The organism is Actinomycetospora sp. TBRC 11914 (genome assembly GCF_012933465.1).
Lineage (GTDB): Bacteria > Actinomycetota > Actinomycetes > Mycobacteriales > Pseudonocardiaceae > Actinomycetospora.
Genome location: NZ_JABBND010000001.1, coordinates 71,359 through 85,120, shown reverse-complemented (window position 1 = coordinate 85,120; position 13,762 = coordinate 71,359). Strand labels below are relative to the sequence as shown.

Genomic DNA, 13,762 nt, shown 5'->3' with positions numbered 1-13,762 from the left:
TCGTCGGGATCGTCAGTACGCGACGGCGAGCGGCCGGGGCTCGTCGGCACCCTCGGGAGCGGGCGGCGGCACCGGGTCCGGGCCGCGGCGGGCGTAGCGGACCAGCAGCCCCACCTCGACCACGGCGAGCACGCCGTACAGGACGGTGAACACGATCAGCGAGGTCGCGACCGTCCAGGGCCCGACCGAGGGCGAGACGCCGCTCGCCGTCGTCATCTGGCCGTAGACCACCCAGGGCTGCCGGCCCGTCTCGGTGAAGATCCAGCCGACGGAGTTGGCGACCACGGGGAAGCCGATGCCGGCGAGCGCCAGCCCGGCGAACCATCGCTGCCCGGGCACCCGGCCGCCGCGCTGCAGCCAGAGGCCGACCAGGGCGAGCAGCAGCGCGAGGATGCCGAACCCGATCATCACGCGGAACGACCAGTAGGCGACCGGGATGTTCGGGACGTAGTCCCCCGGGCCGAAGCGGGCGACCGAGTCGGCCTGGATGTTGTCGATGCCCTCGACGGTGCCGTCCGGGCTGCCGGTGGCCATGAACGACAGGACCTTGGGCAGCCGGATGCTCCACAGCTCCTGGGAGCCGTCGAGGCTGCCGATGGTGAACAGCGAGAACGACGCGGGCGAGGACGTCTGGTAGAGCGCCTCCGCCGCGGCCATCTTCATCGGCTGCTGCTGGGTCATCAGCCGCGCCTGCAGGTCGCCCGTGACGACGGCTCCGAGACCGGCGACGACCACGGTCCACAGCGCCACCCGCAGCGAGGAGCGGAAGACCGCGACCTCGTTGCCACGGACCAGGTGCCAGGCGGAGACGCCGAGGATCAGCATGGCCGCGGACAGGAACGCGGCGGTGATGGTGTGGGCGAAGGCCCCGACCGCGGTCGAGTTGGTGAGTACGGCGGCGAAGTCGTGCAGCTCCGCGCGCCCGGTGACCGGATTGACGGTCGAGCCGACCGGGTGCTGCATCCACGAGTTCGCGGCGAGGATGAAGTAGGCCGAGAGCGTGGTGCCGATCGCGGCGAGCCAGATCGTCGCCAGGTGCACCCGCTTCGGGAGCCGGTCCCAGCCGAAGATCCACAGGCCGAGGAACGTCGACTCGAGGAAGAAGGCCAGGAGCCCCTCGATGGCCAGCGGCGCGCCGAACACGTCGCCGACGAAGCGGCTGTAGTCGCTCCAGTTCATGCCGAACTGGAACTCCTGGACGATGCCGGTGACGACGCCCATGGCGAAGTTGATCAGGAAGAGCTTCCCCCAGAACTTCGTCATCCGTAACCAGCGCTCGTCGCCGGTGCGGACCCAGGCGGTCTGCATCCCGGCGACCAGCAGCGACAGGCCGATCGTCAGGGGGACGAAGAGGAAGTGGTAGACGGTGGTGATCCCGAACTGCCACCGCGCCAGGTCCAGCGCCATCTCTCCCGCCCTCCGGATCGTGTGGCGCCGGGGTCGGCGTCGGGGGCAGGGTGCGTCGGGGCCCCGGGGCAAGATCAGGGCCGGACGTCCTCCGGGAGGTCCCGGACCATCGGGTCCCCCGGCGCGCGGGAGGCGGACGTGTGGGCCGGGGCGCCGTGGTGGCGGGCCCCCACGCCGGGGTGATCGACCGGCCGTGCTCGCCGCGGCGGCGGAGGCCGCCGGCACCGGACCCGAGAGGCTCGAGGTGGTCGACACCGCCCCCGGACCGCATCGAGAGCCTTCGTGCGGGCGACCGATGACCGCCGAGCGGGGCCCGAAGGACCCGAGTGTGCGCACCTCCCCGGTGCCCACGCTCGAGTCCCAACCGAACGGGAGGAGATGGCGGAGATGGACGAGGAGCGCCGGGTCGAGGACTTCAGCGGCATCGCGGTCGGGACGGTGGACTCGGAGGGATGGGTCACCGACTTCGCGGGTGTGCGCCTCGGTGTGCTCACCAGCAAGAACGACGTCGTCGACTTCTCCGGGGTGCGCCTCGGGGCGCCGGTCCCTCGGTGAGCACGGACGCCGTGTCGCGGGAGCGCCGCTCACGGCTGCTCGTCGGGGTCGATGACCATCCGGCGACCTTGCGTGCGGTCGGGTGGGCGGCCCGGGAGGCCGTCCTTCGCGGGGCCGAGCTGGACCTGGTCCAGGTCCACCCTCCCGGTGGGAGCGACCCCGACCCCCACGCCCCCTCCGGACGGGCGAGCGGCCTGCTCGACCACGCCCGGCGTGCGGCCCACGACGTCGCCGCGAACCTGGTGGTCCGGCTCTCCGTGGTCGAGGGTGCGGTGGGGCCGGCGCTGGCCGAGGCCGCCGCGGACGCGTTGCTGCTGGTGACCGGCTCCCGGATCCCGGAGCGGGGGTACGCGCCCGGCGTGGGGCGTACGATCGCCCACCTGCTCGCGCATGCGCCGTGCCCGGTGGTCGTCGTCCCGCAGAACTGGACTCCTCGCAGCGTGCACGTCGGCGACGTCGTCGTCGGGATCGACGGGTCGGAGCCCTCTGTCGGCGCGGCGGCGTTCGCCGCCGTGACCGCCGAGCGCTGGGGCGTCCCCCTGACCGCGGTGACCGTGGGTCCCTGGATCGACGAGGACGACGAGATCGAGTTGCGCCGCTGGCTCGCGGAGTCCGTGGCGGGTCTCCCGGCGGACCATCCCGACCTGCGCATCCACGAGCTCGTACGCTCCGGGATCGCCGCCGAGGAGCTCATCCGCGCCGCGGGGCCCCGGGGTCGGCTGCTCGTGCTCGCCTCCAGCGGGCGCGGCACCCTGGGGAAGGCCCTCCTCGGGTCGACCTGCCGGGACGTGATCGCCCTGACCCGCTGCCCGGTGGCCGTCCTGCCGACCGCAGTTGCCCGCGCCGTCCGTGACGACGCGGTGGCTCACCGGGCGTCGTCGGTCTAGGGCCTGCATCTGTCGCGACACCCCTGCGGGGACCGTCACGACGGTCCCCGCAGGGGCGCGTCACCCGGTCCGTGGCACGAGCCGGACCCGGACGTCGACGGCGAGGGACGGCGGGAGACCCGGGCGGCGGCCCCGAGGAGCCGGCTCGGTGGGCCTGAGCACCGTGTGCACGCCCATGGCAGCGTCCTCGTCGTCCGCGCACCGGCCGAGGGTCGCGCCGAGGCCGACGACCACGAGAGCCACGCGACCTGAGCCGCCCCGACCGAGGAGGTGCTCCGGGGCCCCGGCCCGGTCACCGTGGTGCCGCTGCCCGTCGCCGCCTGACCTGCTACCGGCGCCGGGGTCACGCGACCTCGGCGCCGGCGCGACCTCACCCGGCGGGAACGGGCTGGGTCGCGGCCCACCGCACGGCCTCGTCGCGCGCCGCCACCGGGAAGTGGCGGATCTCGGGGTGCAGGAGCGTGCCCGCGAGGCGCGCCGCGACGTCGGCGCCCGGCGCGTCGAACACGAGCGCCAACCGGGCGACCCGCGACTGGTGACCGGCGACGAACCGGATGTGGTGCAGCAGGCCGGAGAGGTTCTCCCACCCCGGGAAGCCGTGCGCTCGCAACGCCAGCCCGGGCAGGTCGCGGTGCTCGGCGAGCCACCCGTCGACCTCCGCGGCGATCGCGTCGACGTCCTCGCGGCGCAGCGGCTGCCCGATGTCGACGACGACCACGCCGTCCTCGGCCTGCAGGCGCACCCCGGCGAGCTGACCGGGCAGCTCGCTCAACCACCGCAGGGCCTCGTCCCGCTCCGCCACCGCGAACACGCGGACGTGGCCGGGGAGGAAGAAGGCCGAGAAGGCGGTCATGTCCCGGACCCACAGGAGGTCGGAGACCACCGCGCGCAGCCGGCGAGGTGGCGCATCGCGGCGAAACCGAGGCGCACGTCGTCCCACACCGCGCCCGGCGTCATCCCGGTGAACGCCTCGTCGACCGTGCACAGGATGCGCAGCCCGCGCCGCTCGGCCACGGCCGCGGCGAGGATCGGGGCCACGACGTCGTGGTAGTCCTGCGGGGTCACGATGCCCACGGCCCGCACGGCAGCCACGCCGGCCGGGACATCCAGGTCTCGTTCGATCATCTCGTGAGTGCAGCCCGTGGGCATCGCCGCCGACACGGCCGACGGTCCCCGGGCGGGCGGACCATCGGGGTGGACCGCGCGAGCAGAGCCGGACCGGTGGTGATCACCGACGGGCGCTCGTGCGGCGGGCGGTGGCGAGGATCCGGAGTCCGACAGTGAGTACCACCAGGACGAGGAACGGCTCGGGGCTCGCGGTCACGATCGCGACCCCCACCGCGATGCCGGGCAGTGCGCCGAGGACGGCGAGCGGGCCCATCGCCGCCGGGTCCGCGACGGGGCGCAGGCGTAGGAACCTCGGTCATCAACTTTCTCGGGGCCTGCCTACTGCACCGACACGGCCCCACCGGCCCGGTCGCCCATGGCCTCCCGTGCACTCGATATCCGGAAGACCTCCAAACGGCGCCGAGAATGGGGTGGCCGGGCGACGCCGTTCGAACGGCCGCACCGTTTTCGGTTGCGCGGAGAGACGCCGGGCGGCGGTCGGTTCGGGCGATGGTCAGCCGACCGGGGTCCGGAGCAGATCGCGCAGGTGCCGGTCGATCTGGGGCATGTAGTCGGGATTGACCGCAAAGAGGCCGAGGTGGCCCAGGACGTCGTTCACGACCCGGAGCTCCGAGCCCTTGACCATGTTCTGCTCGAACGAGCAGTCCCGCGGCGGGAAGAACATGTCCTCGTCGATCGGGATCACGAACGTCTTCGCGGTGATCCTTGCGAGGGCCGCGCCCAGGTCGCCGCCGGTGTGCCGCGCGACGTCGCCGCGCTGCCACTTCCACATCATCGCCAGCAGATCATCGGGATCGCGCACTGTGAAGTAGGGCTGCAGGAATCCGGCGAGGAACGCGTCCATGTCGTCGAAGCCGAGGCCCTGGTAGACGCCCTGTTTCCAGAACTCGGTGGAGAAGCCCATGACGCCCCACATTCGGGCGTGGCGCTCCAGTCCGACCTGGACCTCGTCGTTGGAGGAGTACTCGCCGTCGCGGAATCCCGGGTCGGAGGTGATGGCCTCCATGAGCGTGCGGACGTAGAGGAAGTCGTGGTCGGTGTTCTGCGCGGTGCCGGCGATGGGCGCGGCGCGCAGGACCTTGTCGGGGAACCGCACGGCCCACTCGTAGGTCTGCTGCGCGCCCATGGAGCCGCCGACCACGAGCTGGAGATGATCAATGCCGAAGTGCTCGCGCAGCAGGCGTTCCTGCGCCACGACGTCGTCCCCGATGCGGACCTTCGGGAATGCCGACATCGCGAGCTCGGCGTTGACCCCCGACGCGTTGTGCGGCGCGGTCGACAGTCCGTTGCCGATCTGGTTGATCACGACAATGAAGTACCGCGACGGGTCGAGCGCGTGGTTCTCGCCGATGTACTGCTCGCGGAAGATCTGGTGGGTGCCCGAGTACCACGTGACCACGAGGATCACGTTGTCCTTGGCCTCGCTCAGCGTTCCGAAGGTCGTGACCGCGAGGTGGCAGTCCGGGATCGAGCCGCCCTCCTCGAGGTCCAGGCGCCCGATGCTGATCTCCTCGTAATCGCCGTGGTGCTCGTGTGTGTAGAACGGGTTCTCGATGGCTGCCATGACCGGCCTCCCTCAGTGGTGTCGTCCACCCCACGTACCAGTGGCGCGAACGACACAAAAGGGTCGGACGGGCCCTAGGTGCGCAGACGGGCAGTGAGTGGACGCCGCGTGTGCCCACGGGCGCCGGATCGGCGGCTCCCCAGTGCCCGGGCAGCGGCGCCAGCGCGGACCGCAGGGCGGACGGGCTCCTCAGCACGTCGGGATGGTGACAGGACCGTCTCCAATTCCGCTGGAGCCGGGTTGAAGGGGTCTTGGAGCTGCGGCGCGCAACGTCGTGGCCGAGCGGGCCGACGACCGGCCCCGTCCCCAGGAGCCGGCCATGTCCACCATCCTCGACACCATCCCCACCGTGTTCACGCCCGGCACCCCGGGTTACGACGCGGCCCGCGCCGGCTTCGACCTGTCCGCGATCCCCACCCCCGACGTCGCGGTCTCCGCCCGCGACGAGGCCGACGTCGTCACCGCGGTGCGGTTCGCCGCCGAGCGCGACCTGCCCGTCGTGGTCCGCACGACGGGCCACGGCCCGGTCGGCGGGGACGAGGGCGGCGTGCTGATCGACACCCGCGCGCTCGACCGGGTCCGCGTGGACCCGCAGCGGCGCACCGCAGTCGTCGGCGGCGGCGCGACGTGGACGCCGGTCCTCGCGCACTGCGCGCCGGCCGGGCTGATCCCGCTGTGCGGGTCGTCGCCCGAGGTGGGCGTGGCGTCCTACACGACGGGTGGTGGGCTGAGCCCGCTCGGCCGGCGGTACGGCTGGGCGGCCGACCGGGTCCGCCGGATTCGGCTCGTCACCCCCGACGGCGAGGTCCGCGACGTCACTGCCGCCCCCGACCCGGAGCTGTTCTGGGCGGTCCGCGGCGGCGGCAGCGGCTTCGGTGTCGCGACGGAGCTGGAGTTCGACCTCGTCCCCGGCGACGCGCTGTACGGCGGCGGGCTGTTCCTGCCGGGGGAGTGCGCCGCGGAGCTGGTGGCCGCGTTCGGCCGCGTCACCGCGGGCGCGCCCGACGCGCTCAGCCTGTCCGTGGCCTTCGTGTCCTTCCCGCCGATCGAGGCCGTCCCGGCGCCGCTGCGCGGCCGCTTCGTCGCCCACCTGCGGGTGACGTACAGCGGTGCGCCCGAGGAGGCCGAGCGGCTCATCGCTCCGCTCCGCGCCGTGGCGGCCCCGATCCTCGACACCGTGCGGCCCCTGCCGATCCTCGAGTTCGGCACCATCCACGGCGACCCGACCGCCCCGCAGCCGGTGAGCTGCGGCGGCGCGGTGCTCCCCGTGTGGGACGACGCCGCGATCGAGGTGCTGCTCGCCGAGGTCGGCGCGTCGACGCCGCACATGCTGGAGCTGCGCCACCTCGGTGGCGCCCTCGCCCGCCCGGCCGCCGTGCCCGACGCCGTCGGCCACCGAGACGCCGCGTTCAACGTGTTCACCTCGGCCTACCCGGGCCCGGCGTTCGCGGACGCCGCCGGCATCCAGACCGCGTTCTACCAGCGGCTGCTGCCGTGGAGCGGCGGCCGGTCACTGCTCAACTTCACCTGCCGGCCCGACGGCAGGCCCGTCGACGCCCGCGGCGCCTTCGACGCGGCGACGCTCGCCCGGTTGCAGGAGGTGAAGGCGGAGACGGACCCGCGGAACCTGTTCCGGACCGGCGTCACGATCCTGGAACCCGCATCCGTGTCGTGAGTCCCGGTAGCGCGCCCGTTGTGGACCGGCTCAGGCCTGGTCCATATTCGGGACCGTGACGACGAGCTCCCCTCGGTGCGAGGGGAGCCGATGACCACGGACACGCCCGCCGAGCCGCCCGTGCGTTTCCGGGACCTCGGCCGGCTGGAGGTCGAACGGGGCGGCGAGGTGAGTGCCGTGGGGGGCGCCCGGCTGGAGTCGGCGCTCGCGCTGCTGCTGATCCACGGCGGCCACACCGTCGGGGTGGACGCGCTGTGCGAGGCCATGTGGGGCGAGCGCGGCGTCGACCGCTCGGTGTCGACGCTCGACTCCCACGTGTGGCGGCTGCGCCGGGTGCTCGAACCCGGCCGGGCGCGGGGCGAGCCGTCGAGGGTCCTGGTCCGCGACCCCGGCGGCTACCGGCTCGTGCTGACCGGGGACGACCCGACCGACTCGGCCCGCTTGGTCCGGCTGGCGACCGCCGCGGCCGATCGTCTCGCCTCCGGCGACGCGACCGGCGCTCTGGCACAGGCCACCCGGGCGGCCGCCCTGTGGCGGGGTCGGCCCTACGGCGTGGCCGCCGAGCAGGACTGGGCGCATGCCGCAGTCGCCCGTCTCGACGCGGTCCGTGCCGGCCTCCGCGAGACCCACATCGGGGCTCTGCTGGGCACCGGCGCTCCGGAGCAGGCCCTCGGCGAGCTCGAGACGGCGCTGGCCGAGGAACCGTTGCGGGAGCGGCTGTGGCTGCTGCGGATGACGGCCTACCGGGACGCCGGGCGGCGCGCCGAGGCGCTGCAGGCCTACACCGACGCCCGCACCGTCCTCGTCGAGGAGCTGGGTGTCGAGCCGGGGCCCGAACTCCAGGCGCTGCACGCCGAACTGCTGCGTGACGAGGCACCCGGGCCCGTCGTCGCGCCTGCCCGGGCGGAGCCGTCGCAGCACCTCCCCGAGGCGCGCAGCCGGCTGGTGGGGCGGGAACGGGAGACGGCCGAGCTCGCGGGGCTGGTCGTGCCCGGGCGGTTGGTCACGATCGTGGGCGCGGCGGGGTGCGGCAAGACGCGGCTCGCGCTGGAGGTCGCCCGGAAGACCGCGCCGCCCGGCGGGTCGTGGTTCGTCGACCTCACGGTCGCCACCCCCGAGGGGGTCCCCGACACGATCGCGTCCGCGCTGGAGGTGCCGGCCTCGGGTCCCGCCGAGCCCGCGGAGGCGTTGCGCCGCTTCACGTCCGCGCGGCGCATGCTCGTCGTCCTCGACAACTGCGAGCACGTCCTCGACGCCGTCGCCGAGCTGGTGGAGAAGGTACTGGTCGGAGGACCGCAGCTCGCCGTGCTGGCGACCAGCCGGGAACCGCTGGAGGTCGACGGCGAGGAGGTCGTGGCCCTGGCACCGCTCACGTCGACGGCGGCGGTCGAGCTGTTCCTCGACCGGCTCGACGCGCTCGTGCCCGGCGGGGTGGGCGACGACGAGTCGATGGTCGACGTCCGCGACATCGCCGAGGCCGTCGACGGGCTCCCGCTCGCGCTGGAGCTGGCCGCCGGCCGCGCCCGCGCGTACACGCTCACCGAGATCGCCGCCCAGGTCCGGGCCGACGCCAGCACGCTGAGCCGGGTCGGGCGCCGCCGCGGCACGAACCATCACCGGACGGTCCGCGACGCCGTCGACACCAGCTACCGCGCCCTCCCCGAGCCCCTCGCCGCGCTGCACCGCGCCGTCGGTGCCGTGCCCGGCCCGTTCACCGTCGACGTCGCGGCGGCGCTGACCGGGATGACGACGACGGACGCGGTCGACGCCGTCGCCGGGCTGGTGCACCGCTCCATGCTGTCGGCGCTCGGGCCGCCGCGAGCCGGTGGTGCGTCGCGGTTCGCCCAGCTCGCGACGGTGCGCGGGCACGCCGTGCACGAGGCCGACCGGGCCGGTGAGGACCCGGCGGCCCGGCGCGACGCGTGGGTCGAGGGTCTCGCCCGCGACAAGCCGCGGCTCGGCTCGCACACGATGGCGAGCTGGTACGCGGCCCTCGACGACGACCTCGCCGGGATCCGCGCGACGGTGCAGCGCACCCTGGTCGACGCCCCCACCCCGTTGGGCGCGGCGCTCGTGGCCCGCCTCGGGCTGTACTGGGCGTTCAGCGGCAAGGCCCTGGAGGGCGACCGCCAGCGCGAGACCGTCCTGCGGACCGTCGAGGCCGACCCGGCCCTCGCGGAGCCCGTCGACCGCGTGCTCCTCCTGCTCGGCGACGCCAACTCCCGGCTCGTGCAGGGCGATCCCGCCGCCGGGCGGGTTCGCGTCCGGGAGGCGCTGGCCGCCGCGGAGTCCCTGACCGGCGACGACGCCGCGATCGTGTGCGACGACCTCGCCGTCACGACGGGCCCGTTGGGCCGGGTCGGCGACGCGGAGGTCCTGGCCGAGGTGGCGGCCGCAAGCACGCGGCTCGCCGCGGGTGCCCCGGCGCTCGACGTCGTCGTCCGGCACGCGCAGCTGCTCGCCGAGGCCGTCGCCGATCCCCGCCCGGAGCTGGTGGCGCGCTTCGCCGCGCTCCACGACGACGCCCGTGCCGCCGACAACCTGTACACGGCGTGGAGCGCCGCGGCGGGGGCGGCGACGATCGCGCTGGCGGACGGCCGTCCCGACCAGGCACTGCCCTGGGCGCGCGCGATGCTGCAGGCGTCGGCCGATGCGGGCCTGCGCGACAACGCCTTCGCCCTGGAGATCTACGGCCTCGCGCTCGGTCGGGCCGGCGAGGACGCCGCGGCGCTGCGCGTCCTCGGTGCGGCCGAGGCCCAGCACCGCTCGGCCGGCGTGCCGTGGCCCCGGGACGAGGAGATGTCGACACTGCTCGCGGCCATCACCGCCCGTCTCGGCGCCACGACGGCCGCCCGCGCCCGGGCCGAGGGGGCCCGCACCGCCCTCGTCGAGTTCCTGGCCTGAGCAGCGGCTCCAACCCGCGCGACCGGAGTTGGAGTCGCGTTGGAGGACCCGCGGCACCGTGGTCGGCAGACGGGCGGGGACACCGCCCGCAGCGGGACCGGAGCACCGACATGACCACGCTGAGCATCTGGACGTTCGACACCGAGACCGGTGCCGAGACCGCGCTGCGACCGCTCGAGCGCCGGCAGAACCAGCGGCTGCTCACCCTCGACGACGCCTCCGTCGTCGCCTGGGCGGCCGACGCGGCGCGGCCCCGGACCTACCAGGCCGGGACCGCCGCCGGGACGGCCGCGCTGTCCGGCGCGTTCTGGGGCCTGCTGTTCGGGACGGTGTTCCTGCTCCCGCTCAGCGGGTCCACGGCCGCCGCCGGGGCGGGGCTGGCCCACGTCGGGCTGCCCGACGCGTTCCTCGGTCGGGTCCGCGACCGCATCGTCGCCGGCACGTCAGCGCTGTTCCTGCTCACCGACGACGCCGTGGTCGACGCGGTCGGCGAGGTCCTCGCGGACACGCACATCGATCTGCTCGCCACCACGCTCACCCGGACCCAGCAGGACGCGCTGACCCGCGCCTTCTCCGCCGACACCCGGTCCACCGACCAGACAGGAGCATCGAGCGGGGTGTCGCACTGACCGCGCGGGTCGCGTCCTGCTCGAGTCGGGCACGAGCGGGACGATCGCTCACCTCGCGGCCGCGACGGTGCCGCGTGCGGCACCCGCGGCGCGGGGATGTCCCGGCGTCACCGCGCGCCGACCAGGTGATCGACCACCCGGGCTCGGGCCGCCCCGGCGTCGGGGTGGGTGCAAAACCCGGTCCGAAGACGACGTCTCGACGGACCTCAATCCCGTCAGCTTGGATGCTTGCACCCGTACTATTGACGACGTGCTGTCGCGCGTTGAAGAAGGAGCGGCTCCGCGACCCTGTCGCGCATCCCAATGCGTCAGCTTGGTCGCCCTCCCTGTCATAGGCACGGGCGAGTTGCTGAAAGGCTGACGGCTCGTATCGGCGCTCTGGAGGCCCGATAATCCACCTCATCAACTCATCGCGACTCACGCCTTGCGGCACGCCCGAGTAGGTGCAGTGCTCGAGCAGCACTTGCCCGTCCGCCCGCCAACCAGTTGCGCGCCAAGCATAAAGGCGCCACTTTTCGCGTTCCCCTTCCGTCGTCCAGATGCTTTGCGCTCCCGAGCTGGCGTCTCCCCTGTCAGCGGCGCCCGCGCTGGTGCGTTCATCCGACACGTCGAGCGACGAGGGCCATCGAGCGCCGGCCTCAACCTCGGACACACTTGAGCAAGCGCTTTGGTTTGAGATATTGAGAAGCCCTCCGATCCTAGTCCCGGTGAGATTGATGGCCGGTCCATTTGGACTTCTACTGCGACCGGCGACCATCTCGAAGTTGCGCCCGATCTGCGCATCGGCAACGTCGATTGCTGGCCCGTCTTGCCCTCCTTCTGCAAGATGACCCCGGTCGAGCCGCAGACCTGGGTCAGCCTCGTTGCCGACCTGGGCCTGGTGGTCGTCGGCGTTCGTCGTTCCAGATGACGTGGTCAACGACCCACGGAGTCATCTGGCCCGGCACTCGCCTCCGAGCGCAATTCCGGCCAGCGGCTGCCCGCCGACCATGCCATGGATACGACATCCCGGCAGATTCACCGTCCCGTGGTGGGAGCGAGACGCCAGCACGGGCGATCTACTGGCTGACGCTTCTCATGGTCGTCTCGGTGGCCTTCTGTACTCTCCTAGGCGGCTCTTGGCTAGTGCAGGCTACCGACAGTCCCGGTCTGCCCGTCGACCGCCCATGTTCGCTTTCGCAGAGCATAACTTACGCCACTTCGCTGACCCTTCCAATCGTTACTGGAGGCGCGGACAAGGTGTGCAAAGTGCGCCCTGGTGATGGCTACTTAGCACTCCTGTCGGTTGGCCAACTCGGTGTCCAAATCTTGGGCTGGCTGCTAGCGAGCGTCTTCGTCGCGGGCATAGTCGGCATTATTCGTCCTCAACGCTGATGTTGATGGCGAGCTCGGTCAGGGGACGAGCTCAAAGGCCCAATGGACCTCCTCAAGGTCGACGTCTCGACTCGATAGCCGGCGAGGAAGGCCACATGATGGCGTTGTCGTACAGCCACTGCTTGACTACCTCCTCTGGCCAGTCCAACCGCTTGATCTGGGGCAGTCGGTAGAAGACGTCCGTGCCGGAGTCGCGGTCTGCCACAGGAAGTTCGTGCATGTAGCTGGGCACGGGCTAAGTCTCGACTACTTGCTCAGGTGCAGCCCTAACGTCTCATCCCCACGTGGCTGTGCCCACTTGCGACAGCAAGCAGGCTGCAATGTCGCGGCCGGCCCGCAGGCGCTAATTGCCGTCTGCAGAAGCGATGGTTCCGGTGGTCGGCGAGGGGCAGTGCCGATAGCTCGCGTCAGTGGATGACTGGCAGCACAGGAGCCGGCGGCGGGGGCGGTGACGGCGGGCCCAGCGGGGACCCGATGGACTACGGCAGGGCGGCTTCGCCGGATGCAGCGGGGTTCCGCAGCGGAGCCCCTCGTGGACGGGACAGAACGGCAGGGACGGTTCTCCTGTTGACGGCGGCAGGGGCGGCGCGGCCGGCGGCGAGTCGGGCATGGGTGGCGGCCGGAGTCAGGGCGGCTCCGGGCTCGGCGCGAACGGCGGCGGGGGCGGCGGGGGCGTCAACCGTGGGAAACCCAGCAGCGGAGCGGGCGGCACGTCGGCGGCCGGCGGCGGTGGCGCCGGGAGCTCGGCCACCCACGTCATGACCGCCACGAGCGTCACCTGCCGAATCAACGACAGCTCCTTCGGCGAAGGCGATGGCCAGGTCGTCCTGACCCCGTCGGGGAGCTGAGCCGGAGGCTGCCGTGCCGATGAGCTGGCGGTAGGGCTCGACCAGGGTCACCCCGCCCGCATGTAGGCGACGCACCGAGGTCGAGACCTACTTGCTCCCCGCCCACGGCTACCCCGAGCTGCTCGATGCGCTCGAGGCGGTGGTCATCGTCGGGCTACTCATCGGGGCAGATCCAGAAGGTGCTTGGTTGGGTCCGAGCGCCCAGGCGTCCTGGCACGCCCCCCGTCCGTCGGCGTCCACGGCGTCGAGCAGGTCAGCGACATCGCCGGCCTCGGTTGGCCACAGCGCCAGGTAGAGATCGTGTCGCTGCCCTTGACCGGCCAGTGGATGGCCGTGCTGTCCAGTTTCGTCGGGCTATGTCGGAACCAGATCGCCTTCAGCGGGCCGTGGGCCAGGCAAAGCTTCAGACTGCCCTCGGCCAGTAGTCCTGTGCCCTGATCGGCTAGTTCAGGTGGCCCTGAACGCACCAAGGGTGACCAGCAGCTCCACGGCTGGCGCGTGGCGGGCCCAGAGCGCCTCGTATGCGACAACCGAGCCGAGCGAGTGCGCGATCACCACCCGTGGGGCGACGGCGGCAAGCCTGTCCGCCACGTCATCGCGCGCTGCCTCGCGGCGGTCCGGCTCGTCGAGGTAGGTGGCGACCTCAGAGCAGAACAGGGCTACGAACCGGCGGACGAGGCCGCGCTCGGAGTTAACGGTGCGCAAGGAGTCGGCGGCTGCGCGCGCAGGGGCGGTGAGGCGGCCTTGGGCGACCTCGCTCGGCGCTCCGACCTCGGCCGGCCCAGGCCAGC

The 13,762-nt window shown here is 72.9% G+C and carries 12 protein-coding genes; 5 read left to right on the top strand and 7 right to left on the bottom strand.

Features of this window, described 5'->3' with window-relative positions:
- Positions 1-12: 12 nt before the first annotated feature.
- Positions 13-1,407 (bottom strand): cytochrome ubiquinol oxidase subunit I, encoded by a 1,395-nt coding sequence (locus HH311_RS00365; RefSeq protein ID WP_169181621.1) that lies wholly within the window; start codon positions 1,405-1,407, stop codon positions 13-15.
- Between the two features lie 378 nt (positions 1,408-1,785).
- Between HH311_RS00365 and HH311_RS00360 the strand changes: the two genes are divergently transcribed.
- On the top strand, positions 1,786-1,962 hold the full coding sequence (locus tag HH311_RS00360; protein ID WP_169181620.1) for a hypothetical protein: 177 nt from the start codon (positions 1,786-1,788) through the stop codon (positions 1,960-1,962).
- Complete coding sequence (locus HH311_RS00355) at positions 1,959-2,849, top strand: universal stress protein (RefSeq protein WP_169181619.1); 891 nt, start codon at positions 1,959-1,961, stop codon at positions 2,847-2,849. Before HH311_RS00360 ends, HH311_RS00355 begins: the two co-directional genes overlap by 4 nt.
- A gap of 370 nt (positions 2,850-3,219) precedes the next feature.
- Here the strand turns inward: HH311_RS00355 and HH311_RS00350 are convergent, their stop codons facing one another.
- The 4 genes from HH311_RS00350 to HH311_RS00335 form a co-directional block, all read right to left on the bottom strand.
- Positions 3,220-3,702, bottom strand: coding sequence for an STAS/SEC14 domain-containing protein (locus tag HH311_RS00350; protein WP_169181618.1), 483 nt, complete (start codon positions 3,700-3,702; stop codon positions 3,220-3,222).
- Positions 3,699-3,974: an STAS/SEC14 domain-containing protein gene (locus HH311_RS00345; RefSeq protein ID WP_169181617.1), complete on the bottom strand. Its 276-nt coding sequence runs from the start codon at positions 3,972-3,974 to the stop codon at positions 3,699-3,701. The genes HH311_RS00350 and HH311_RS00345 overlap by 4 nt, the downstream gene beginning before the upstream one ends.
- A 103-nt stretch (positions 3,975-4,077) precedes the next feature.
- Positions 4,078-4,230: a hypothetical protein gene (locus HH311_RS00340; RefSeq protein ID WP_169181616.1), complete on the bottom strand. Its 153-nt coding sequence runs from the start codon at positions 4,228-4,230 to the stop codon at positions 4,078-4,080.
- A 240-nt stretch (positions 4,231-4,470) separates the two neighbouring features.
- Positions 4,471-5,541, bottom strand: coding sequence for an alpha/beta fold hydrolase (locus tag HH311_RS00335; RefSeq protein WP_169181615.1), 1,071 nt, complete (start codon positions 5,539-5,541; stop codon positions 4,471-4,473).
- A gap of 319 nt (positions 5,542-5,860) precedes the next feature.
- Between HH311_RS00335 and HH311_RS00330 the strand changes: the two genes are divergently transcribed.
- The 3 genes from HH311_RS00330 (at position 5,861) to HH311_RS00320 (ending at position 10,749) form a co-directional block, all read left to right on the top strand.
- A complete protein-coding gene (locus HH311_RS00330; protein ID WP_169181614.1) occupies positions 5,861-7,216 on the top strand; it encodes an FAD-binding oxidoreductase in 1,356 nt (451 codons plus the stop codon).
- A gap of 90 nt (positions 7,217-7,306) precedes the next feature.
- A complete protein-coding gene (locus HH311_RS00325) occupies positions 7,307-10,120 on the top strand; it encodes a BTAD domain-containing putative transcriptional regulator (protein ID WP_169181613.1) in 2,814 nt (937 codons plus the stop codon).
- A 110-nt stretch (positions 10,121-10,230) separates the two neighbouring features.
- Positions 10,231-10,749, top strand: a complete 519-nt coding sequence (locus HH311_RS00320; protein WP_169181612.1) for a DUF1269 domain-containing protein — start codon at positions 10,231-10,233, stop codon at positions 10,747-10,749.
- A gap of 1,999 nt (positions 10,750-12,748) precedes the next feature.
- On the opposite strand, the gene HH311_RS00315 is transcribed toward HH311_RS00320, so the two are convergent.
- Together HH311_RS00315 and HH311_RS00310 are read right to left on the bottom strand one after the other, a co-directional pair.
- Positions 12,749-12,892, bottom strand: a complete 144-nt coding sequence (locus HH311_RS00315; RefSeq protein ID WP_169181611.1) for a hypothetical protein — start codon at positions 12,890-12,892, stop codon at positions 12,749-12,751.
- Positions 12,893-13,418: 526 nt separating this feature from the next.
- Positions 13,419-13,676: a hypothetical protein gene (locus HH311_RS00310; protein ID WP_169181563.1), complete on the bottom strand. Its 258-nt coding sequence runs from the start codon at positions 13,674-13,676 to the stop codon at positions 13,419-13,421.
- Positions 13,677-13,762 lie beyond the last annotated feature (86 nt).